General features: G+C 41.1%; 20 protein-coding genes, 4 tRNA genes, 1 pseudogene and 1 other annotated feature. Of the genes and pseudogenes, 21 read left to right on the top strand and 4 right to left on the bottom strand.

Features of this window, described 5'->3' with window-relative positions; all coding sequences use genetic code 11:
- The first annotated feature begins 8 nt into the window (after positions 1-8).
- The gene (locus ABVJ71_RS11510) at positions 9-215 is read left to right on the top strand and encodes a hypothetical protein (RefSeq protein WP_353854126.1); all 207 of its coding nucleotides are present in this window, start codon (positions 9-11) and stop codon (positions 213-215) included.
- Positions 216-475: 260 nt separating this feature from the next.
- On the opposite strand, the gene ABVJ71_RS11515 is transcribed toward ABVJ71_RS11510, so the two are convergent.
- The gene (locus ABVJ71_RS11515; RefSeq protein WP_353854127.1) at positions 476-1,402 is read right to left on the bottom strand and encodes a manganese-dependent inorganic pyrophosphatase; all 927 of its coding nucleotides are present in this window, start codon (positions 1,400-1,402) and stop codon (positions 476-478) included.
- A 299-nt stretch (positions 1,403-1,701) separates the two neighbouring features.
- On the opposite strand from ABVJ71_RS11515, the gene ABVJ71_RS11520 reads away from it, so the two are divergent.
- From ABVJ71_RS11520 to ABVJ71_RS11550, 7 genes are all read left to right on the top strand, one after another.
- Complete coding sequence (locus ABVJ71_RS11520; protein ID WP_353854128.1) at positions 1,702-2,637, top strand: YybS family protein; 936 nt, start codon at positions 1,702-1,704, stop codon at positions 2,635-2,637.
- A 33-nt stretch (positions 2,638-2,670) separates the two neighbouring features.
- Positions 2,671-4,650, top strand: a complete 1,980-nt coding sequence (locus ABVJ71_RS11525; protein WP_353854129.1) for a DHH family phosphoesterase — start codon at positions 2,671-2,673, stop codon at positions 4,648-4,650.
- A complete protein-coding gene (rplI, locus tag ABVJ71_RS11530; RefSeq protein WP_353854130.1) occupies positions 4,647-5,096 on the top strand; it encodes a 50S ribosomal protein L9 in 450 nt (149 codons plus the stop codon). The genes ABVJ71_RS11525 and rplI overlap by 4 nt, the downstream gene beginning before the upstream one ends.
- Positions 5,097-5,449: 353 nt before the next feature.
- The gene (dnaB, locus tag ABVJ71_RS11535) at positions 5,450-6,814 is read left to right on the top strand and encodes a replicative DNA helicase (RefSeq protein WP_353854131.1); all 1,365 of its coding nucleotides are present in this window, start codon (positions 5,450-5,452) and stop codon (positions 6,812-6,814) included.
- Between the two features lie 128 nt (positions 6,815-6,942).
- Positions 6,943-7,359, top strand: coding sequence for a VOC family protein (locus tag ABVJ71_RS11540; RefSeq protein ID WP_353854132.1), 417 nt, complete (start codon positions 6,943-6,945; stop codon positions 7,357-7,359).
- A 464-nt stretch (positions 7,360-7,823) separates the two neighbouring features.
- A complete protein-coding gene (locus ABVJ71_RS11545) occupies positions 7,824-9,113 on the top strand; it encodes an adenylosuccinate synthase (protein WP_353854133.1) in 1,290 nt (429 codons plus the stop codon).
- A gap of 81 nt (positions 9,114-9,194) precedes the next feature.
- Complete coding sequence (locus ABVJ71_RS11550; protein WP_353854134.1) at positions 9,195-9,344, top strand: hypothetical protein; 150 nt, start codon at positions 9,195-9,197, stop codon at positions 9,342-9,344.
- A gap of 139 nt (positions 9,345-9,483) precedes the next feature.
- Here ABVJ71_RS11550 and ABVJ71_RS11555 read toward each other — a convergent pair whose 3' ends face one another.
- Positions 9,484-10,008 (bottom strand): redoxin domain-containing protein, encoded by a 525-nt coding sequence (locus tag ABVJ71_RS11555; protein ID WP_353854135.1) that lies wholly within the window; start codon positions 10,006-10,008, stop codon positions 9,484-9,486.
- 316 nt (positions 10,009-10,324) lie between these two features.
- On the opposite strand from ABVJ71_RS11555, the gene ABVJ71_RS11560 reads away from it, so the two are divergent.
- From ABVJ71_RS11560 to ABVJ71_RS11610, 11 genes and pseudogenes are all read left to right on the top strand, one after another.
- Positions 10,325-10,400 (top strand) — tRNA-Lys (locus tag ABVJ71_RS11560).
- A 6-nt stretch (positions 10,401-10,406) separates the two neighbouring features.
- A tRNA-Glu gene (locus ABVJ71_RS11565) sits at positions 10,407-10,478 on the top strand.
- A gap of 82 nt (positions 10,479-10,560) precedes the next feature.
- Positions 10,561-10,637, top strand: a tRNA-Asp gene (locus ABVJ71_RS11570).
- Between the two features lie 36 nt (positions 10,638-10,673).
- A tRNA-Phe gene (locus tag ABVJ71_RS11575) sits at positions 10,674-10,746 on the top strand.
- A gap of 361 nt (positions 10,747-11,107) precedes the next feature.
- Positions 11,108-11,815 (top strand): response regulator YycF, encoded by a 708-nt coding sequence (gene yycF / locus ABVJ71_RS11580; RefSeq protein ID WP_353854136.1) that lies wholly within the window; start codon positions 11,108-11,110, stop codon positions 11,813-11,815.
- 7 nt (positions 11,816-11,822) lie between these two features.
- Positions 11,823-13,661 carry a cell wall metabolism sensor histidine kinase WalK gene (walK, locus tag ABVJ71_RS11585; protein ID WP_353854137.1) on the top strand — a complete coding sequence of 613 codons (1,839 nt, stop codon included), beginning with the start codon at positions 11,823-11,825 and terminating at the stop codon, positions 13,659-13,661.
- Entirely contained in the window at positions 13,651-15,012 is a 1,362-nt protein-coding gene (gene yycH, locus ABVJ71_RS11590) for a two-component system activity regulator YycH (protein ID WP_353854138.1), read from the top strand. Before walK ends, yycH begins: the two co-directional genes overlap by 11 nt.
- A 4-nt stretch (positions 15,013-15,016) precedes the next feature.
- Complete coding sequence (yycI, locus tag ABVJ71_RS11595; RefSeq protein WP_353854139.1) at positions 15,017-15,880, top strand: two-component system regulatory protein YycI; 864 nt, start codon at positions 15,017-15,019, stop codon at positions 15,878-15,880.
- 6 nt (positions 15,881-15,886) lie between these two features.
- Positions 15,887-16,681: an MBL fold metallo-hydrolase gene (locus tag ABVJ71_RS11600; RefSeq protein ID WP_353854140.1), complete on the top strand. Its 795-nt coding sequence runs from the start codon at positions 15,887-15,889 to the stop codon at positions 16,679-16,681.
- 81 nt (positions 16,682-16,762) lie between these two features.
- Entirely contained in the window at positions 16,763-17,950 is a 1,188-nt protein-coding gene (locus tag ABVJ71_RS11605) for a S1C family serine protease (RefSeq protein WP_353854141.1), read from the top strand.
- A gap of 84 nt (positions 17,951-18,034) precedes the next feature.
- Positions 18,035-18,535 (top strand): annotated as a pseudogene (locus ABVJ71_RS11610) (GNAT family N-acetyltransferase).
- Here ABVJ71_RS11610 and ABVJ71_RS11615 read toward each other — a convergent pair.
- Positions 18,522-19,403: an ABC transporter ATP-binding protein gene (locus tag ABVJ71_RS11615; protein WP_353854142.1), complete on the bottom strand. Its 882-nt coding sequence runs from the start codon at positions 19,401-19,403 to the stop codon at positions 18,522-18,524. The pseudogene ABVJ71_RS11610 and the gene ABVJ71_RS11615 overlap by 14 nt on opposite strands.
- Complete coding sequence (locus ABVJ71_RS11620) at positions 19,404-20,093, bottom strand: ABC transporter permease subunit (protein WP_353854143.1); 690 nt, start codon at positions 20,091-20,093, stop codon at positions 19,404-19,406.
- 187 nt (positions 20,094-20,280) lie between these two features.
- Positions 20,281-20,552, top strand: a binding site (T-box leader).
- A gap of 100 nt (positions 20,553-20,652) precedes the next feature.
- Between ABVJ71_RS11620 and ABVJ71_RS11625 the strand changes: the two genes are divergently transcribed.
- Both ABVJ71_RS11625 and ABVJ71_RS11630 read left to right on the top strand, forming a co-directional pair.
- A complete protein-coding gene (locus tag ABVJ71_RS11625; protein WP_353854144.1) occupies positions 20,653-21,513 on the top strand; it encodes an S-adenosyl-l-methionine hydroxide adenosyltransferase family protein in 861 nt (286 codons plus the stop codon).
- Between the two features lie 15 nt (positions 21,514-21,528).
- Entirely contained in the window at positions 21,529-22,086 is a 558-nt protein-coding gene (locus tag ABVJ71_RS11630) for an ECF-type riboflavin transporter substrate-binding protein (protein ID WP_353854145.1), read from the top strand.
- Positions 22,087-22,101: the final 15 nt, after the last annotated feature.

A 22,101-nucleotide genomic window follows, 5' to 3' on the forward strand; every position in this document is an offset into this window, starting at 1 on the left:
GTTGCGGGATGACCGTGCCGATTCGTATACATTGTCTCTACGTATATCCATCCAATATTTTATATTGTGATACAGACATTGAGCTTCATCATCCAATTGATTCATCAACTATGATGCGTGTCCAAATTCTATCTTTGGGTCGATATAAAGTGACAGAAGAAATAATGTATAAAGCAGATGAAAGAGGATTCAAACAAAATCTATTCGAATGGTAAAGAGGAAATAGGTCCAAGAAGAAGATTCAGCCAGAGTAAAACTTCTATATAGCAATTCAAAAGTCAAGTTCGTGATTTCCTTTAGAACATGATGTGGCACCAGACATGGGTAATATGTAATTTTCAACAAGTGTTCTCAAGGGTATTCTTGTCAGCAATGAATATATTGACTAAAAAAAGACGTTCTGAAAGGGACGTTTTTTTCATGTTTTCGTAAAAAAGACTGCTGAACGTGTCTGTCAGCAGTCTTGTCGTATTAATTAAGAAAGAGCGTCCGTTAGTGCAGGTACCACTTGTTTCTTTCTGGATACAACACCTTTTAGTAGAGCTGTGTTGTTTTCAAGTGTAACGTTAAATGCTTTTTCTACTTTTTCTGCTTCAGCACCGAGTGCAAGAGCAAGGGAGTCATTTTCTAAAATGTCTGTGATCACTAGAACGAATAGATCAAGACCTTTCGCTGCGATGACTTCATTGATTTTCGCTTCAATTTCGGCCTGTCTCGCAGTCACTTCCGCGATATCAACTGTGTTCACTTGAGCGATTTCCACTTTGCTGTTACCTAGAGAAAATTCTTTTGCATCAAGTGTGATTAATTCTTGAACTGTTTTTTGGCTCAGATCAGCGCCTGCTTTCAGCATGTCTAGGCCATATACTTCTGGGTCCACCCCTGCAATTTTCGCTAATTCATGAGCTGCATCAATGTCCTGTTGCGTGCATGTTGGGGATTTGAATAACAATGAATCAGAAATAATAGCAGATAGAAGTAAACCAGCGATGTCCTTTTCAATGGTGATTTTGTACTCTTTGTATATTTTGTTTAGGATTGTTGCCGTACAACCGACTGGTTCAGCACGATAATAAAGTGGTTCACTTGTTTCAAAGTTTGCAATTCGGTGATGGTCAATGACTTCAGTCACTTGTACTTGATCAATATCACTTACACTTTGTTGGAATTCGTTATGATCAACAAGAATGACTTGTTTTGTTTCATTTGCGGCAGTTTCAATCAAACGAGGAGTTTCTTGTTTAAAGAAATCTAGAGCATATTGTGTTTCTCCATTGATTTCTCCTAGTCTGACAGCTTCTGCTTCAACGCCAATTTTATTTTTTAAGTTAGCGTAAGCAATTGCAGAGCAAATCGTGTCTGTGTCAGGATTTTTGTGTCCGAATACGAGTGTTTTTCCCATGTGAATTCTCCTTCTTACATTTATTGATGATGTTTCTATTCTAACAGCTTTTGATCTTGAATTCAGGGGTTATCGCTAAGAAATCTAAAAAATTGTAATACGGTGTATGGAAAGCTTGTATGTTCAAATCAATCAGTTGTGTTCCACGTGAAACGTTTAAGGTAGCCTGCATTTTACTTGATATTTGACGCTATGGTAAAATAAAGGTTGTGCAAGACATGATTGACCATACATAGAACGTATACATAGAATCACAAGTTGAGCAAAATATAGAAAAATGATGGGACAGAGGTGAAGGTGTGAAACAAACAAAAGCGTTGGTAGAAGGCGCCATCATGATCAGCATTTTTTCTGTCATTTCGCTGTTTTATTTGTATGCGCCGCTATTAGCCATTATCTTTTATCTGGCTGCTCCAATACCTATCATTCTCTATACAATCAGGTATGGCTTGAAAAAAGGGGTTGCTGCTGGTGCTATTGGCATAGTGATCAGCTTTTTAATTGGATCGGTTGCTGGGCTGATCAATGCACCAATGTTAGTTGCTGCTGGCGTAGGTATGGGCGTTTTGTACAGAAAGAAGCAGCCTGGGAATGCGGTCATTACGGGTGCGTTAATCTATTTAGCAAGCTTTCTCATCTACTTTGTGATTAGTGTTCAGCTCTTTCAGGTGGATGTGCTAGGTATCGTAAAGGAAGCTATTGAGCAAACGGCCCCTATGGTTGAGAGTGTATTAAAGCAATCAGGTGCTTCTGAACAAGAGATAGCGAAACAACTCAAACAACTTAGAGAGTTGCAAAATACAGCAATTGGGGCTTTACCTGTCATGACATTGATTCTCGCTACACTTATGGCTTTAATGAATCACTGGATGGTACAGCCTCTGATGAAACGGTTTGTCAAAGATATGCCGGCTCTCAAGAAATTTAAGGATATGCGGCTGCCAAAAAGCATGGTATGGTATTATTTACTCACACTGCTTTTGATGCTGATTCAAACAGAAAAAGGCAGTTTTTTATGGCTTGTTCAAACGAGTGCGTTTCAAATTTTATTTATTTTAGTGTTTATTCAGGGGTTTTCTTTTATCTTCTATTATTGCCACGAAAAAAACATTTCAAAAGTGGTACCCATTTTTGCCATTGTGTTAACGATATTATTACCCCCAGTGGGTATGATAGTTCGTATTCTGGGGATTGCCGACATAGGCTTTGATTTGAGAGATAAAGTAAAAAACTAATAATTCACTCTGAATGTTGAGGAGTTGATATCAGTGCCAAGCTTCTATAGAAAACCCGTCATCAAGTATCCGATCTTCGCTTTAGTTGTACTTGCGGTGGTCACAATCCTCCTCAACCTTTATTTTAATTGGATCATAGGAGGGGTCAGTCTTTTATTACTTGCAGGTGTGCTTTACTTCTTAAAGTGGGCGGACAAACAAGTACAAAAAGAGATTGACTCATATATTTCAACATTATCCTATCGAGTTAAAAAGGTTGGAGAAGAAGCATTAATGGAAATGCCCATTGGCATAATGCTTTTTAATGATCAATATTATATTGAATGGACAAATCCATTTCTCGCTTCGTGCTTTCATGAAAGTACACTTGTCGGCAGATCCTTGTACGATACATTTGAATCGATTGTGCCTCTGATTAAACAGGAAGTAGAGACAGAAAATGTGACGCTGAACGACCGGAAATTCAAGGTGATTATTAAGCGAGCAGAGCGTCTTTTATACTTCTTCGATGTAACAGAGCAGGTACAGATTGAAAGGCAATATGAAAATGAACGAACGGTGCTGTCTTATATCTTTTTAGACAATTACGACGATGTGACGCAAGGTCTTGATGATCAGGTGCGTAGTACCATTAATAGTGAAGTCACTTCCTTATTAAACAATTGGGCACAACAATACGGCATTTTCCTGAAGCGCATTTCTTCTGAACGTTTTATAGCTGTATTAAATGAGAGCATCTTAGCAGAGCTTGAAGCGTCGAAATTCTCTATATTAGACGAAGTCCGAGAAAAAACAGGGGCACATAGCGCCACGTTAACTCTTAGTATCGGAATTGGTGCGTCTGTTCCTTCCTTAAAAGAACTTGGTGCACTTGCGCAATCGAGTCTTGATCTTGCTCTCGGGCGAGGCGGGGACCAGGTAGCGATTAAACAGCCGAACGGTAAAGTGAAATTCTACGGCGGAAAAACAAATCCAATGGAGAAACGGACACGAGTACGGGCACGGGTCATTTCACATGCATTAAAAGAAATCGTGTCTGAAAGCGGTAATGTGATGATCATGGGGCATAAGTTCCCAGATATGGACTCGATTGGTGCATCTATCGGTATTTTAAAGGTCGCACAGGCCAATGGAAAAGAAGGCTATATCGTCATTGATGCTAACCAGATTGGGGATAGTGTTCAACGCTTAATTAGTGAAATTAAGAATTATGAAGAACTTTGGTCTCGCTTTATTACCCCAGAGGAAGCGATGGAGCTTGCAAAAGATGACACATTGCTTGTGGTGGTCGATACGCATAAGCCGTCACTCGTAATGGAGGAACGACTGCTCAATAAAATTGAACATGTTGTTGTCATTGACCATCATAGACGGGGCGAGGAATTTATCCGTGATCCTTTACTTGTGTATATGGAGCCATATGCTTCATCCACTGCAGAGCTTGTCACAGAGCTATTAGAGTATCAGCCGAAGAAATTACGCATCAACATGATTGAAGCAACTGCACTTCTTGCTGGGATTATTGTTGATACGAAGAGCTTCTCGTTAAGAACAGGTTCTAGGACGTTCGATGCTGCCTCTTACCTGCGTGCAAAAGGAGCAGATCCTGTCCTTGTTCAAAAATTCTTAAAAGAAACAGTCGATCGGTATATTAAACGAGCAAAGCTCATTCAACATACTGAGCTGTATCAAAATCATGTAGCGATCGCTTCATTGCCACCTGACAGCTCTGAGTACTATGATCAAATTACAATTGCTCAGACAGCCGATTCATTGTTATCAATGAATGAGGTCGAAGCATCATTTGCTGTGGCTAGACGAGATGAACGTACAGTTTGCATTAGTGCAAGATCGCTAGGTGATGTAAACGTACAAATTATCATGGAAGCGTTAGAAGGCGGCGGTCATTTGACTAACGCTGCGACCCAAATTTATGATATAACCGTTGAAGAAGCGGTAGAGAAATTGAAAGATGCCATAGACGAATATTTCGAAGGAGGGATTCAAAGATGAAAGTGATCTTTCTAAAAGATGTAAAAGGCAAAGGGAAAAAAGGCGAAGTAAAGAATGTAGCTGACGGATACGCTCACAACTTTCTGATCAAAAAAGGCTACGCCATTGAAGCGAATCCAACGAACCTAAGTGCATTAGAAGGGCAGAAAAACAAAGAGAAAAAAGCTGCCATCCAAGAGCTTGAACAAGCGAAACAATTAAAAGAAACGCTTGAAAAATTAACAGTTGAACTCACTGCAAAATCAGGTGAAGGCGGTCGTCTGTTCGGTTCCATTACAAGCAAACAAATCGCTGATAAATTGCAAAAAGATCATCAAATCAAACTCGACAAACGCAAGATCGAGCTCAACGATGCCATCCGTGCATTAGGATTCACGAATGTGCCTGTTAAGCTTCATCCGGAAGTACAAGCAACATTAAAGGTACACGTCAAAGAACAAGCATAAACAAAAAGGAACCTGTCTCTATCTAATCGGAGACGGGATCTTTTTTTAAGATAGGTCTGAATTGGAGACATTGCGTCCGGCACGCATGGCAGTTAGGAACGTGAATCATAGATGATGATAGATGTTGTCCAATGATGTGTATGTCAAAGAGAATCCCAATTAAGAGAGGACCAACAGCATTACGCCCACCAGCACAAGTACGTCTCATACCTTTTCACTTCTCAAAAAAATACACTGTTCAATGAAATATTGGCATGGTAATTTTGACTATAGTCGATGTTTTTCACTTTTTTATTGATGAAAATGTTAAAATGATGAGTAGCGTATTTTTTTATGAAAGGACGGTGCTTGGCATGACGGAACTTCTCAATGACCGGCTGCCGCCGCAAAATATAGAAGCCGAGCAGGCCGTATTAGGTGCTGTTTTTTTAGAACCATCTGCGCTAACGCTCGCTTCTGAAGTATTAATTCCAGAGGATTTCTATAGAATGTCGCATCAAAAGATTTACAATGCGATGCTTGTACTTAGTGACAGAGGAGAACCTGTTGATCTTGTCACGGTGACTTCAGAACTTGCCAATACAGATTTACTAGAAGAGGTAGGCGGGATTTCGTATTTAACCGATATTGCGAATTCCGTACCAACTGCTGCTAACATTGAATACTATGCAAAAATTGTCGAAGAAAAATCAATTTTAAGACGTCTGATTCGCACGGCAACAAATATCGCACAAGATGGATATACACGTGAGGATGAAGTAGAAGATCTATTGAGTGATGCTGAAAAAACCATAATGGAAGTGGCACAGCGTAAAAACTCAGGTACTTTTCAAAATATCAAGGACGTTCTTGTTCAAACATATGATAATATTGAACAGCTTCATAACCGCAAAGGTGATATCACAGGGATTCCTACGGGTTTCTCTGAGCTCGACCGGATGACAGCTGGGTTCCAGCGAAATGACTTGATTATTGTAGCGGCTCGTCCATCAGTAGGGAAAACAGCATTTGCACTGAACATTGCACAAAATGTTGCCACCAAAACAGACGAAAGCGTTGCAATTTTTAGTTTAGAGATGGGTGCCGAGCAACTCGTCATGCGTATGCTTTGTGCAGAAGGGAATATAAATGCACAGAACCTTAGAACCGGTAACTTGACAGAAGAGGACTGGGGCAAGCTGACAATGGCGATGGGCTCATTATCAAACAGCGGGATTTTTATTGATGATACACCTGGGATTAGGGTGAGTGAGATCCGGTCGAAATGCCGTCGCTTGAAGCAAGAGAATGGTCTTGGCATGATTTTGATTGACTATCTCCAGCTCATTCAAGGGAGCGGACGATCAAGCGATAACCGTCAGCAAGAGGTATCTGAAATCTCTAGGGCATTGAAATCACTTGCAAGGGAACTAGAAGTTCCGGTGATTGCCTTATCACAGCTTTCCCGTGGTGTTGAACAGCGTCAGGACAAACGCCCAATGATGTCCGATATTCGTGAGTCAGGAAGTATTGAGCAGGATGCTGATATCGTGGCATTTCTATATCGTGATGATTACTATGACAAAGAATCAGAGAATAAAAACATTATTGAAATCATTATTGCCAAACAGCGTAACGGTCCAGTTGGTACGGTATCACTGGCGTTCGTCAAAGAATATAACAAATTCGTGAATCTCGAAAGAAGATTTGACGATACGGGTGTTCCACCCGGTGCTTAAAGCCCAGCTCATGATGCTGGGCTTTTTTGATGAATATACATCGAAAGAATGATTGAAAAACGATCGAAATGAGGAGGAGGGAGAGAAAAAGAGATTGTATACTAAGAGGAGAAAAGGAGTGATGAAATATGAATTTTCAACAGTTCCAAGCTGCTCAATTACGAATTGCACGCCCAACGGTCAACATGCGTGAAGTCGTGTCATTTTATGAAGAAGGCTTAGGTCTGAAAAGAATTGGCTCATTTAATCAGCATGAAGGATATGATGGCGTCATGCTTGGGCTTCCCCACCAGCATGTTCATTTAGAAATCACAAAATATAAAGACGAAGAGACCATTCCTCATCCGCATCCAGAACAGCTTCTTGTTTTCTATATTCCTGACGAGCAAGAATTTGAGAGGGTGAAACAAAGGCTTATCTCTTTCGGGGGACGACAGGTTCCTTCAACTAATCCATACTGGGATCGAGGAGGAGTGACGATTGAAGATCCGGATGGGTATCGGGTGGTGTTGATGAATACAGAAGGGATTACACCAGACTTATAAAAAACGCCCCAGAAGGAAGTGTGATGAACTGGGGATTATACGCAACTTTAAGCACATGCTGCCAGGAATATTAAGAGGTAAGTTCTCGTGATGTGTATTGTGTTTTTATTGCAGTGGATGCTTCTAACCGAGCAAGTGGTGCTCCTATCTAGAAATGGATGCTGAGACCGAACGATATGCGGGTTTTGAGGATGACGAATGTATGTGGATGCTCAAACTTCTTTCATCTCGATTGGCAGATGCAAGAAAGGCAATCACAGTGTCTTCTTTTTCTGTTTACTTGAAAAGAACTTAATTTGGAGTGAAAGTGTAGGTTAAAGTGCTTTTCCTCATAGTTAAAACGAACAAAATTTTAATTTCAGATATTAATGTTCGGATTTAGCGTTGACTTTTTCATATTGCATTGATAGAATAAATGTGTTTGAAAGAGATAACGTTTTGAAAGGTTAACGGAGGTGCACGATATGTCTTCAGTAGTCGTAGTAGGTACGCAGTGGGGTGACGAAGGGAAAGGGAAAATTACCGATTTCCTTTCAGAGAATGCAGAGGTGATTGCCCGTTATCAAGGGGGAAACAATGCAGGTCACACAATTAAATTTGATGGAGTGACTTACAAGCTACATCTCATTCCGTCCGGTATTTTTTACAAAGAAAAAATATGCGTTATCGGTAATGGAATGGTGGTAGATCCTAAAGCGTTGGTCACTGAGCTTGCGTATCTTCACGAACGGAATGTGAGTACAGAAAACCTCAGAATCAGCAATAGAGCCCATGTCATTTTGCCTTATCATTTAAAATTGGATGAGGTAGAAGAAGAGCGGAAAGGGGCTAACAAGATCGGGACGACGAAAAAGGGAATTGGACCAGCTTATATGGACAAAGCAGCTCGCGTTGGAATTCGCATTGCAGATCTATTAGATCGTGAAGTGTTTGAAGAGAAGCTTTCCCGAAACTTAGAAGAGAAAAATCGTCTTCTAGAGAAAATGTATGACACAGAAGGTTTTAAAATTGAAGATATTTTAGACGAGTATTATGAGTATGGTCAGCAAGTGAAAAAGTATGTCGTTGATACATCAGTTGTACTGAACGATGCACTAGATGAAGGTCGTCGTGTTCTTTTTGAAGGAGCACAAGGCGTCATGCTTGATATTGATCAAGGGACATATCCATTTGTCACGTCATCTAACCCAGTTGCTGGAGGAGTGACGATTGGATCTGGAGTAGGTCCTACGAAAATCCAACATGTTGTCGGCGTTTCAAAAGCTTACACAACACGTGTTGGAGATGGTCCTTTCCCTACAGAACTTCATGATGAAATTGGAGATCAAATCCGTGAAGTCGGACGTGAATACGGTACGACAACTGGCCGCCCGCGCCGTGTTGGCTGGTTTGACAGTGTGGTTGTCCGTCACGCTCGCCGAGTAAGCGGTATAACAGATCTTTCACTTAACTCAATCGATGTGCTGACAGGCATTGAAACATTAAAAATCTGTGTGGCTTATAAATTGAACGGTGAAATCACAGAAGAATTCCCAGCAAGTCTAAATGAATTAGCAAAATGTGAGCCTGTCTTTGAAGAAATGCCAGGCTGGACAGAGGATATTACAGGAGTGAAGAACCTAAGTGAACTGCCTGCAAATGCTCGTCATTATTTAGAACGCATTTCTCAATTAACAGGTATTCCACTTTCGATTTTCTCAGTCGGACCAGACCGTTCACAAACGAACGTCGTCCGCAGCGTGTACCGTCCATAATCAAATGATATAGACTGATAAGATACCAGTAAAATCTCATATTTTACTGGTATTTTTTTGTTTAAATATTCTTTCATTTCAGTGGAACTGACTTCTCGGCACTACAATGCCCTTGTCTTTGCGGCGAATGAATGGGTTGAGTTCGGTGTGCGCTATGCCTTTTCACCGTTTCTGTCCATCTTCTATATTGCGATCATTGCACCATGGCGTAAGGCTGGCATTATCAAATGAATCGCTAAAAAAAGAGGGATTACACAGGGAATGTTCCAAAAAGGCATGAGTCCGATTCAACACCGAACTCATGCCCTAAAACCTGTCTAACAAGAACCTGTGTCTAAATTTAGGGGGTCACTTCACTTTGAAAGCTTTTTTAATTGAGATTTTTATATTGACCTTTTAGATTTTGACGGATGTACTGAATGATTTTGCGCAGTTCATTGGCATGCGGTCTGCCAAACGGACTCGTCTGTCTCTGTTGATAGAGTACCTGACCTTTTTCATTTAATAAGAAATAGGCTGGTTCACCGTGTATACCGTGATCTTCATATGGCGCATCCTCTCCGTGATAGTATACTTCATATGCTTTTAATGAAGTGAGCTCTTGGTCAGACATGATTGGGAAGGAGAGCCCCTCTTTTTCAGCTAATTCCTTCAGGTGTTCAAGTTGATCCGTTGAAATCGCCATTAAGTGAATATCCTTGTCCTGAAAGTAAGATTGCTGCTTTTCTAACTCTTTTAATTCTTCTACACAGACTGGGCACCATGAACCTCTAAAGAAGATAATAAGATGCCAGCTCTGATGTTCCTCTAAATGCTGATAAAAATCAATGTGTTCGCCCTTCACCGTTGGGAGTGAAAAATTGGGCATTTTATCTCCTAATCGAAATGAACTCATTCTGCTTCCTCCTTTGTCAATATCACTTGTTGTCACATATATATCCAGTTTTGTCATGTGTTAAACGCTTCTATGTGCTTGAAAAAGGAGGCTGGAAAGAACGCACAGAAGCTAATCATTTTACAGGAGAAATCAGATCTGACACTTTTAAAAAAAATGTCGAAAAACGTATTGCCATATGTAATGACTCTATGATATTATAAATCTCGTTGTTGCAAAGGTCTCTGAAACTTGTTAGCATGCGATTCTAGCTTTTTTTTGAAAGCTATTGGTTTGACGTAATACAGTTTTTTCAGATTCACTTTTCATAAGCCGAGAGCCATTAGCTCAGTTGGTAGAGCATCTGACTTTTAATCAGAGGGTCGAAGGTTCGAGTCCTTCATGGCTCACCATGTTGTGGCCCGTTGGTCAAGCGGTTAAGACACCGCCCTTTCACGGCGGTAACACGGGTTCGAATCCCGTACGGGTCATTGATTTACTTTAGCGTTAAGCTAATTTTTTCCTCACTTGCTTGAAAGAGCACCACGATTGCTTTTTCGGGTAAGTTACTGAGGTCCGGTAGTTCAGTTGGTTAGAATGCCTGCCTGTCACGCAGGAGGTCGCGGGTTCGAGTCCCGTCCGGACCGCCATTATACATATGAAAATGGTTTCATCACTTTGATGATGGCTCGGTAGCTCAGTTGGTAGAGCAACGGACTGAAAATCCGTGTGTCGGCGGTTCGATTCCGTCCCGAGCCACTTTCAAGCGCATCTGCAATCGCAGGTGCGTTTTTATTATTGAAAAGAAGGCATAAAAAAGGGAGAAGCCGGACCTAGGTAGGGCCCAGCTCCATAAGAAGAAGACGTTACAGTTATATAGACGATTGACGATTGGAAAAGTTTCAATAAAAAAGGAAAAAGACATCAATTTTTTTGAGCATAAGTCTACCATATCCAACGTTATCCAGCGTTTACTAGAAAAGAATGCCGTTATTATTTTTATCTTTTCCTCGTAAAACGTTATAATAGACAGTGAGCCTTTTTTCCTTGGACGAAAAAGGCATAATGAGACATGCAAAAATGAATGACATAGATGATAAAAATGCAGGAGGAAATCATAATGGAAAAAAAGATTCTTGTCGTAGATGATGAAAAACCGATTGCTGATATATTGGAATTTAACTTAAGAAAAGAGGGTTATGAAGTTCATTGTGCATATGACGGCAATGAAGCACTCGAAATGGTGGAAGAAATCAAGCCTGATATCATTTTGCTCGACATCATGCTTCCAAACAAAGATGGAGTTGAAGTATGCCGTGAAGTGAGAAAGAAGTATGACATGCCGATTATTATGCTCACAGCGAAAGATTCTGAAATTGATAAGGTGATCGGTCTTGAGCTTGGTGCGGATGATTATGTTACGAAGCCGTTCAGCACACGTGAGCTGCTTGCTCGTGTTAAGGCGAATCTAAGAAGACAGATCATTGCTCCTCAGACAGAGGAAGAATCTGAATCAAACGATATTGAGGTTGGATCACTAGTCATCTACCCGGATGCTTATGTCGTGTCTAAGCGAGATGAAACGATTGAATTGACGCACCGTGAGTTCGAATTGCTTCATTACTTAGCGAAGCATATTGGACAAGTCATGACACGTGAGCACTTATTGCAAACGGTGTGGGGCTATGATTACTTCGGAGATGTTCGTACAGTGGACGTAACGGTCCGCCGCCTTCGTGAGAAAATTGAAGACAACCCCAGCCATCCAAGCTGGATCGTGACTAGACGAGGCGTCGGCTACTATTTAAGAAACCCAGAGCAGGACTAAGATTCATATGAGTAAAGTAGGTTTTTTTCGCTCGATTCATTTTAAATTGACATTAATCTACGTGCTGCTGATCATTGTTGCTATGCAGATCATTGGCGTGTACTTTGTGAAGCAGCTAGAGCAGTCCTTAATTAATTCCTATGATAATTCCTTGAATCAGCGAATATACTCGTTATCGTATTACCTAGAACAAGATTCATCGAAAAGCAAGGCTGAATTAAAAGAGGATGCTCAAAAGATCTTAAACGACTTTAACAATAAAGATGAGTCTAATGAAATTTCCGAAGTCAGTTTTATTGATGAAAGCAGAGAAGTCATTGCCTCTGTGAATAATGGAAATCAAGAGATTGCCGGCAAGAAAATCACTGATCAAATTATCAGTCGTATTTTCGCTGTCGGCAAAGATTACGAGAAGAAATTCTATGATCCAACCTCTAATAAACGTGTCCGCATTTCAGCGACAGCAGTGAAGAATGAAAATCAAGAGACCGTTGGTGTGATTTATGTTGTTTCATCTATGGAAAGTGTTTTTAACCAAATGCGAACCATTAATACGATTTTGGCAACAGGAACGCTACTTGCCCTTGGGATAACCGCTCTACTTGGTATATTCATATTCAGAACCATCACACATCCAATTTCGGATATGAGGAAACAAGCGATAGAGCTGGCTAAAGGGAATTTTTCCAGAAAGGTTCGAAAGTATGGTCATGATGAAATTGGTCAGCTTGCGACGACGTTTAATCATCTGACGAGAGAATTGGAGGAAGCCCAGCTCATGACAGAAGGTGAGCGGAAAAAGCTTTCTTCCGTTATTGCCTATATGACAGATGGTGTCATTGCGACAAATCAAAATGGGGCCATTATTCTTTTAAACAGCCCAGCATTAGAGCTTCTGAATGTTTCACGTGAAACAGCGCTTGAGATGCCAATTACGTCATTGCTCGGTCTGGAAGAAACTCATACATTTGAAGATTTGGTCGAAAATCAAGATTCTATGCTACTTGAAATTGAACGAGAAGATCAACTAGCTATTTTACGTGTGAATTTCTCTGTTATCCAGAAAGAGCATGGGAAGATTGACGGCTTGATTGCGGTGATTTATGACGTAACAGAGCAGGAGAAAATTGATGCTGAACGACGTGAATTCGTAGCGAACGTATCCCATGAGCTTCGTACACCTTTAACTACGATGCGGAGCTACCTTGAAGCACTTGCAGAGGGAGCTATTAGTGATAAAGAGCTTGCCCCAAGGTTCTTGAGTGTGACTCAAAATGAAACAGAGCGCATGATCAGGCTTGTAAATGACCTGCTGCAGTTATCGAAGTTTGATAGCAAGGATTATCAATTCAATCGTGAGTGGACGAATTTTATCAGGTTTATCTCTTTGGTGATTGACCGCTTTGAAATGACGAAGGAGCAGCATGTGGAATTCATCCGCAATCTCCCTGATCGTGAAATTTATGTTGAAATTGATCAAGACAAAATTACACAGGTACTCGATAATATTATTTCTAATGCCTTAAAATATTCACCAGAGGGTGGGCATATCACCTTTACAGTGGATCTGGATGAGGAAAAAGGGCTTGTGTTATTCAGCGTCAAAGATGAAGGAATCGGTATTCCGAAGAAGGATATGGATAAAATCTTTGAACGTTTTTATCGAGTGGATAAAGCGAGAACGAGAAAGCTTGGCGGAACCGGTCTAGGCCTTGCGATTGCGAAGGAAATGGTACAGGCTCATGGCGGAGATATTTGGGCTGACAGCATTGAAGGAAAAGGGACAACTGTCACCTTTACCCTTCCTTACAATGAAGAACAAGAGGATGATTGGGATGAAGCGTGAGACCTTTAAAACCATAATATTGACAATCCTAATTGCGATCAGTCTTGTGTTTACGTGGAATATTTGGATGTTCCAGCCAGTCATGCAAGATCAGGCGGACACTGGCACACAGGTCGTGGAAACGAAGAAGATTTCAAGTGATGAGCCTCGAAGCCTCATTGATGTCATCAAGCCGCGTGAGATGTTCATTCATTCAAATGGCGAGCATTTTAAAGTGGACCAAAAGGAGCTCTTTCAAAACTTTTGGAATGATGTCAGCCTTTGGGATGTCAAGGAAATTGAGGATGTGTCTGACCAATATTCCGAGCAGAGATTTAAGAATTTCTTCTACGGACAGGGAGGTCAAGGAAAGACATTGGATCTTGTTTTTAATGATCCAATTCCAATTGATATTTTCCAAGCGCTGTTTAAATGGCCGAATAAATCAATTGAATACAATTCGTTTGACCGAATGATTGTTCCGTTCTCCCAGCAGGACAAGGCATATAAGAAGGTATATTTGGTCTCATATAGCAAGGAATCTGTGCTTGAGCTGACCATTGAGTCGCCAAACTATCGTAACCTGATGTCAAGAATCGCAGCAGCTCAAAACAAGATGCCGCGCTATGACTTATATACGTTCTCATCAAATTCTAAAAGAGATTTCTTACTACCAAGAAAGCAAATGCAACTTGAATCCAAAATGTTCTTTATTGAAACGATTAAGACGAGTAAATTCAAGGATGCCTTGTTTACAGACCCAAGTCTTGTCGGTGAAGAGTCCAATTTAAATCGAACGGTTTATACTGATGGTACAAGTCGTCTCGAGGCGAATCAAAAAGATCACCGCATACAATACCAGCATCGCAATATCAACTCCAGCGCAGTGTTTCAAACGGGAGATTTGATTAAGCGAAGTGTAAAATATTTCAATGATACAGGAAGCTTTACCGATGATTATCAATATTTCGGGATTAACAGCAATCAGCAGCTATCCTTTAATATGTTTATGGACGGTCTTCCAATTATCAACAGCACGAAGCACCCATTTGGTATGACATCCCTTGAAGTCCAGTGGGCAAATGATGACATTTTGAATTACAAGCGTCCAAACTATATTCTCGGCAACAAGGCGAGCCAAAGTGAACAGGTCAAGCTGATGAATGGTACAGAGCTCAAGGACTTGATTATCAAGCAGACGAAATATGATGATCTTGAGAAAATTGAACAGATTTTCCCAGCCTATCAAGCCGCTTCAACCGCATCAGATCAGGATCGAGCACTTTTTGTATGGCTACAGCCAGTGTGGTGTATGAAATATAATGGCAAGACAGTGATCCTAACGAAAGATTTACTGGCAGAGGGGAGCTAGAATAATGGAGTGGAATAAGACCAAAACGATCTTCATCCTAGCCTTTCTCGTTCTCGATATTTTTCTAGGTTTTCAATACTTCGAAAAACGCTCAACCGATCATTTTGCTATTATAGAAAAAACCGATACACTTGAAGAAATGAAAGCAGATGGTATTAAATATGGCAATCTGTCAGATGAAGCAAAGATTGGATACCGCATTACAGCAGAAAAGAAGCAATTTACGAAAAAGGATGTTGACGGGTTATCTGATCAAAAGGTCAAGAGTACATTCCCTAAAACAGACAAGGATGATCCTGTGACTGTGCTCGAAATGACATTTCAAGATCCGGTGGCTCTGCCGAAAAAAGATATCAAAACTGCGGCAACGAACCTAGTGAACCAGCGTTTGCTTGATGGGAAGAACTATAAGTTGTGGAGTATTGATGAAGACGCAGGGGAGATAGTCTTTTTCCAAACATATAAAGGGAAATACATCTTCCAAGAAGGCTTGGACGAAACCGAAACGATTGGAAAAATTACGTTGAAGATGAATGACGAGAACAAAGTCGTATCGTATCAACAGTCGATGGTCACGTCAATTAATGAAGTGAGAAAAGAAACCCTTATCCCAGCGCTTGAAACGGTTAAGGACTTATATACACAAAACATGCTGAGTCAGAACACGACAGTGAAAAAGGTAGAACTCGGCTACTATACACAATATCCAGGTGCAAGTACTCAAGTCATGGTTCCTGTATGGAGAGTGGAGCTTGAAGGCACAGTAGCTGGTTCAAAGAAAAAGACCGAGGAAGAATATTTGATCAATGCCATCGACGGTTCAACACTTGATCATATAGAGAAAGATGACAAATCTTCAATGGAGTGAGAGAACATGAGCTTGCAGTTCAGTGTACTAGCGAGCGGAAGTACGGGGAACGCTTTTTATTTAGAAACGGACGAGCACGCCTTTTTGGTGGATGCTGGTTTAAGCGGCAAACAGATGGTCGAGCTTCTTGGTCAAATCGACCGAAAGCCTGAAGACTTGGACGGAATTTTTGTGACACACGAGCACTCAGATCATATTAAGGGGCTCGGTGTCATGGCAAGAAAGTACAAGCTGCCCGTCTATGCAAATGCGAAAACGTGGAAGGCAATGGAATCCCAAATCGGTAAGATCGAGACAGACCAGAAGTTCCATTTTGATATGGAGACTGTTCAATCATTTGGAGCCCTTGATGTCGAGTCATTTGGTGTGTCTCATGATGCAGCAGAGCCAATGTTTTATGTGTTTCATTATGGAGGGCGCAAGCTTGCCCTCATGACGGATACAGGCTATGTGAGTGATCGGATGAAAGGGATTATCAAATCGGCGAATACCTTTGTATTTGAGAGTAATCACGATGTCGGAATGTTGCAAATGGGGAGATATCCTTGGAGCATTAAACGCAGAATACTAAGTGATGTCGGGCATGTATCAAATGAAGATGCCGCCCTTGCCATGACAGAGGTCATTGGTGATGCCACTTCCCGTATTTATTTGGCTCATTTAAGTCAAGACAACAATATGAAGGATTTAGCCCGCATGGCAGTTCAGCAGACGCTTGAAATGAAGGGCTTTGTAGTGGGAGATGGCTTTGATTTATATGATACTGACCCGAAAAAGGCGACCCCGCTTTGCGCCGTATGATTTTTACAATCGTATGATTAAGATAGGAGCATCTTACCAACACTATATACATCATCTATTCACTGAAAGGAAGGAAACATAGTGGATTATCGCGATATAGAGTGGAAGCCGAGACGAAGCAGAAAAGGATATTTCTTATCTGGTTTGATCGGTGTATTAGTAGGAGCTTTTTTAATGGGATTCTTTTTCCCATATGTATATGGACAGAGCAGCGGTTCCTTTGGATGGCAGCGTGCTGGAGAACAGCAAACATCAGAAGGCCCTATAAAAACTGTCAATGTTAACGTCAATGATGCTGTGACGAAAGTTGTTTCTAGTATGTCTGATACTGTCGTTGGCGTCATTAACATCCAGAAGTCGAGCTTTTGGGACGAAGGCGGAGAAGCAGGCAGCGGTTCGGGTGTAATTTATAAAAAAAAGGGCGATACCTTTTATATCGTGACGAACCATCACGTTATCAAAGGAGCGAATCAGCTTGAAGTGAGTCTGCAAGATGGGACAAGAATCGGGGCAAACCTCGTGGGAAGCGATCAGCTCATGGATTTAGCTGTGCTGACAGTAAAAAGTAATAAGATCAAAAAAACTGCTACATTTGGTAATTCAGATCATGTAAAACCCGGTGAACCTGTGATTGCCATTGGGAATCCATTAGGGCTTGAATTTGCAGGATCTGTCACACAAGGTGTTATTTCTGGTACGGAACGTGCCATTCCAGTTGATTCAAATGGAGACGGTCAGACCGATTGGAATGCGGAAGTCTTACAAACGGATGCCGCCATCAACCCTGGGAACAGTGGTGGTGCGCTTATCAATATGGACGGGAAAGTAATCGGCATCAATTCGATGAAGATTGCTGAATCAGAGGTAGAAGGAATCGGGCTATCTATTCCAGCTAACCTTGTGATCCCTGTTATAGAAGATTTAGAGCGCTATGGTGAAGTCAAACGTCCATACCTTGGCGTTGGTATGAAATCATTACTAGATATCGCAAGCTATCATTGGCAGGAAACGTTGAAACTGCCAACAAAAGTGACAACAGGTGTCGTAGTGATGAGCGTTGAACCTTTGTCTCCAGCAGGAAAAGCGGGATTAAAAGAGCTGGATGTGGTGACATCTTTTGATGGAAAGAACGTACAAAATATTGTGGATTTGCGCAAATATTTGTATCAAAAGAAAGTCGGCGATAAGGTAAAGGTACAATTTTATCGAAGCGGAAAGAAAAAGTCGGTAGAGATCAAACTCTCCCAAACCGACCAATTTGGCGGATAGCCAGTTCCATGATGGGACTGGTTTTTTTGCATGCTCATCATATGAAGATGGAAAGGGGGAATACGATTGGTTACATTACAACCGATGTCACAATCAGATGACGCCTTATTGATGGAGGCGTCCATTAAGAGATATGCAGAAGAAAAGGTATTGGCTGGTACATGGGCCGAGGAAGAAGCGCTTGAGAATGCAGAAGATCAATTTAACAGTCTGCCTCCCAACGGCATTTATACAGAAAATCATGAGCTGTTGAATTTATGAAACGGGGAAGAAGCCACTGGCTGGGTTTGGCTCTATCACGATCCGCATCACCCTCAACAAGAAGGCTTTATGTATAACTTTACCTTAGTTGAGACTTACCGGGGAAAAGCCTTTGCGAAACAAGCCATTGCTGCATTAGAGAAGCGAGCAAAGACATTAGGGGTGCAAAAACTCTCGCTGCAAGTTTTTGCCCAAAATCAAATGGCCCGTTCGCTTTACGAGAAATCGGGCTTTGCAGAAACCGGCATATATATGAGTAAACTTCTATCAACAAAGAAGAAGTACCGTGCAAACAGCGTACGGTACTTTTTTATGAGGATATAACGTCATCCTGAGCCATCACTCGATATAGATCTACCTTACATTTAACGAAGGCACGGATAATAGCAGGGATTCGGGCTTCTGAATGAATCAACAATGAGGTCTCATCATCACTGATCACAAGATCTGTTCCCACACTTTGCAAGTACTGCGTGAGAACAGGTTTCACCTCATCATCAATCCATGCATGTTTGAAGGTAACACGAATGTTTGAGGACGTGAGGGTTTTCTCTAGGGGGTGAGTACTTGGAGGCACTAATTTTCCTTTAGAAATGAACACAGCTTTTGTACAGATACTCCTTGTAAACCTTGGACTGTCAGCCGTTAAAAGTACCGTTTTCCCTTCATATTTGAGTGCTTGAATCACCTGTTGGATGTGCATGATGGAATCTGAATCAATATCAGCAAAAGGCTCATCGAGTAAAATAAATTCAGGCTGATGGGCGATTGCCTGTGCCATTCCTAGACGTTTCTTCATGCCAGATGTAAAGGCACCTATTTTTTCATGCTGATAGGGGCGCAAACCGACGAATTCGAGCAATTCTTCATAATAGCTTGTCTTCTGACGTGATCCCGTTATTTTAGATAAATAGGCAACATGCTCAATTGCGGTGAGTCCTTCATATAAATCTGTATATTCGGGCAAAACGCCTATTTGATGCCTCACTTTTTTTAAGGAAGTAGCATTCATGATCGTAAAAGTGCCAGAAGTCGGACGAGAGAAACCCGTAATGATATTGAAAAACGTAGTTTTCCCCGCTTCTTTTGGTCCGATTAGTCCGAAGACATCTCCTTTTTGTACTTCTAGATCAATATGATCTATCGCTACTTTCGTCCGATATATTTTTGTCAGCCCTTTTGTTTGAAGCACCTACACATCCCTCCTCTGAAACAGGAGCGCTGTTCCAATCAGTAAGAAAGTGGTCAATGCCGCATTTATCAGCATAAAGGTAAGCGGCTCCCTCCAGCGTGCATAATAATAGGGGGTCATGAATTGAAACCAGTGGATAAACCATTCTGATGAAAAAACAGATATCACACTGATGATCGGAAAAAGAAATGAAAACAACATCCCAACAAACATTGATCTCTGCGGCGTCGGAAAGAGTATAGATAAAAACAAAGCAAACGAGATGCCCACGCTGATAAAAGTCAATGTTTTGAAGGCATCAGAGAATTGAAAACGGTGTGAAATGACCATGTTCAAAACATATGTCGTCATAATACAACTGAACCAAAATAGCATCAATCCAAGGTATTTCCCAATGACAATATTCAGACGTGTCGTTTTGCTCACAAGAAAACGAATCGTTTTCAAATAAATTTCGCGACTCAAAATATCATGAGACCATAAAAAAATAAGGAAAAAACCAAATAATGAGATCACCAGTTCATTTCCAATCGAATAAGGGTCCTTTACCTGCTGCCATACATCTTGATACGCTGCGACAAAAGGAAGACTTGATACAAAAGTAGATAGAAAGAAAATAATCACAATTGTTAAAATGGATTTTGTACTCTTAAAGAGCTGCTTAAACTCATTAAAACAGATGGTCCACACGCACTGTACCTCCCTTCATCTTTATTATAACGCTAGAAAAGAAAGACACCATATCTTGCTCTTTAATATTTGTTTAAATTTTAAAAAAGGACTCTTCCAACAGAAATTAATTTATTTTTAAAAATGTTCAGAATTATATCTTGATTTATAAAAAAACATCATGTATGATAGCGTTAACTCAAAATAAGAACAGGCAATGACGAGAGAAAGTACAATCATCAATTTTTTCACAGAGAGCTTCGGTCGCTGAAAAGAAGCAAAAAATAATGATTCGAAAAATGGTCTCTGAGCCTCGTGCTGAACGTATCTTTGATATTAGTAGGTCACGACGAGAATTGGTACTCGTTATCAAATCCACAGTATATGAGCCAGATTGGAACTTTGTACTTGTAGAGGCTGTTTAGCGTGAGCAAACAGTAAATAAAGGTGGTACCACGAGACAAATACCTCGTCCTTATGATTCAAAGATAAGGATGGGGTATTTTTTATTTTCCACTTTTTTCATACAAATGTTCCACGTGAAACACACAACCATTTTTCAAATGAAAGGGAGATTGACATGAGTGAACATGCATTGGTTTTACAATCAGATTTCGGCATTGATGATGGTGCTGTCAGTGCAATGTATGGAGTGGCAAATACGGTCAGCAACAACATTCGCATTTTTGATTTAACACACAACATTCCGCAATATGACATTTGGGAGGCATCTTATCGCCTGCTCCAAACCGTCACATACTGGCCGGAGGAAACCGTCTTCGTCTCCGTTGTTGACCCGGGCGTTGGATCAGAGCGCAAGAGTCTTGTCGTCAAAACAACAAGTTCACACTATATCATTACGCCAGATAACGGGACACTCACGCACGTCGCACAGGATATTGGGATTGTCGAAGCCCGTTATTTAGATGAAACCATCAACCGGCTGCCGAAGTCGGGAAAATCACATACATTCCATGGAAGAGATATTTATGCATATACAGGGGCGAGAATCGCTTCAGGCGTGATTTCCTTTGAAGAGGTAGGACCAAAGGCGAATATTGATGATATTATTCACCTTCCAGTTGTAAAGGCTTATGCAGAAGGTGAGGTCATCACAGGGACGATTGATATTTTGGATGTCAGATTCGGAAACCTTTGGACAAACATCCATTACACGTTATTTGAACAGCTTTCAATTAATTATGGTGATGCAATAGAAGTTACCATTGCCAACGGACCAAAAAATGTGTATAAAAATATCATGACCTATGGACGATCTTTTGCCGATTTAAAGGTAGGCGAACCACTCGTATATGTCAATTCACTCGACCATCTAGGTGTGGCGATCAATCAAGGGTCATTTGCAAAGGCTTATAACATCGGTACAGGCACAGGCTGGCGCCTTTCGATTCGAAAAGCTCCGCGCATTATATACGAATAAGAAGGAGGAAACATCATGGCAGGTAAACAACTTTCAACGAAAACTGTCGTTGCCATCGGAATTGGCGCAGCCGTCTTTGTCATTTTAGGACGCTTCGTTTCGATTCCAACTGGCATTCCGAATACACAAATTGAAACATCGTACGCATTCCTTGCTTTAATGGCTGTGTTATTTGGTCCTGTTGCAGGCGCACTCATTGGTTTTATAGGCCATCTTATTAAAGATGCCACCACATTCGGCCCTTGGTGGAGCTGGATTATCGTTTCGGGTATCGTTGGTTTGTTGATCGGCTTCATTTCAAAACGATTAAATGTAGAAGAGGGAGACTTCGGCTGGAAAAAGATTACGCTCTTTAATGCAGTACAAGTAGGAGCGCAGGCACTTGGCTGGTTTGTCATTGCCCCTGTGCTTGATATTGTGATCTATGCTGAACCCGCTAAAAAAGTATTCGCACAAGGAATTGTGGCAGGTATATCCAACATCATGACAGTGGGTATACTTGGTACGATCATCATTGCAGCTTATGCAAAAACGAGAAGCAAAAGCGGCAGCCTGTCTAAGGAAACATCATGAAGCAAGGTGGAACAC

It is taken from the genome of Bacillus sp. Bos-x628, assembly GCF_040500475.1.
Lineage (GTDB): Bacteria > Bacillota > Bacilli > Bacillales > Bacillaceae > Bacillus > Bacillus maqinnsis.

Excerpts from the sequence above, each read along its gene's own strand:
- ABVJ71_RS11510 (WP_353854126.1), top strand. The coding sequence starts at position 9 with ATGACCGTGCCGATTCGTATACATTGTCTCTACGTATATCCATCCAAT.
- ABVJ71_RS11515 (WP_353854127.1), bottom strand. The coding sequence starts at position 1,402 with ATGGGAAAAACACTCGTATTCGGACACAAAAATCCTGACACAGACACG.
- rplI (WP_353854130.1), top strand. The coding sequence starts at position 4,647 with ATGAAAGTGATCTTTCTAAAAGATGTAAAAGGCAAAGGGAAAAAAGGC.
- dnaB (WP_353854131.1), top strand. The coding sequence starts at position 5,450 with ATGACGGAACTTCTCAATGACCGGCTGCCGCCGCAAAATATAGAAGCC.
- ABVJ71_RS11540 (WP_353854132.1), top strand. The coding sequence starts at position 6,943 with ATGAATTTTCAACAGTTCCAAGCTGCTCAATTACGAATTGCACGCCCA.
- ABVJ71_RS11545 (WP_353854133.1), top strand. The coding sequence starts at position 7,824 with ATGTCTTCAGTAGTCGTAGTAGGTACGCAGTGGGGTGACGAAGGGAAA.
- ABVJ71_RS11555 (WP_353854135.1), bottom strand. The coding sequence starts at position 10,008 with ATGAGTTCATTTCGATTAGGAGATAAAATGCCCAATTTTTCACTCCCA.
- yycF (WP_353854136.1), top strand. The coding sequence starts at position 11,108 with ATGGAAAAAAAGATTCTTGTCGTAGATGATGAAAAACCGATTGCTGAT.
- walK (WP_353854137.1), top strand. The coding sequence starts at position 11,823 with ATGAGTAAAGTAGGTTTTTTTCGCTCGATTCATTTTAAATTGACATTA.
- yycH (WP_353854138.1), top strand. The coding sequence starts at position 13,651 with ATGAAGCGTGAGACCTTTAAAACCATAATATTGACAATCCTAATTGCG.
- yycI (WP_353854139.1), top strand. The coding sequence starts at position 15,017 with ATGGAGTGGAATAAGACCAAAACGATCTTCATCCTAGCCTTTCTCGTT.
- ABVJ71_RS11600 (WP_353854140.1), top strand. The coding sequence starts at position 15,887 with ATGAGCTTGCAGTTCAGTGTACTAGCGAGCGGAAGTACGGGGAACGCT.
- ABVJ71_RS11625 (WP_353854144.1), top strand. The coding sequence starts at position 20,653 with ATGAGTGAACATGCATTGGTTTTACAATCAGATTTCGGCATTGATGAT.
- ABVJ71_RS11630 (WP_353854145.1), top strand. The coding sequence starts at position 21,529 with ATGGCAGGTAAACAACTTTCAACGAAAACTGTCGTTGCCATCGGAATT.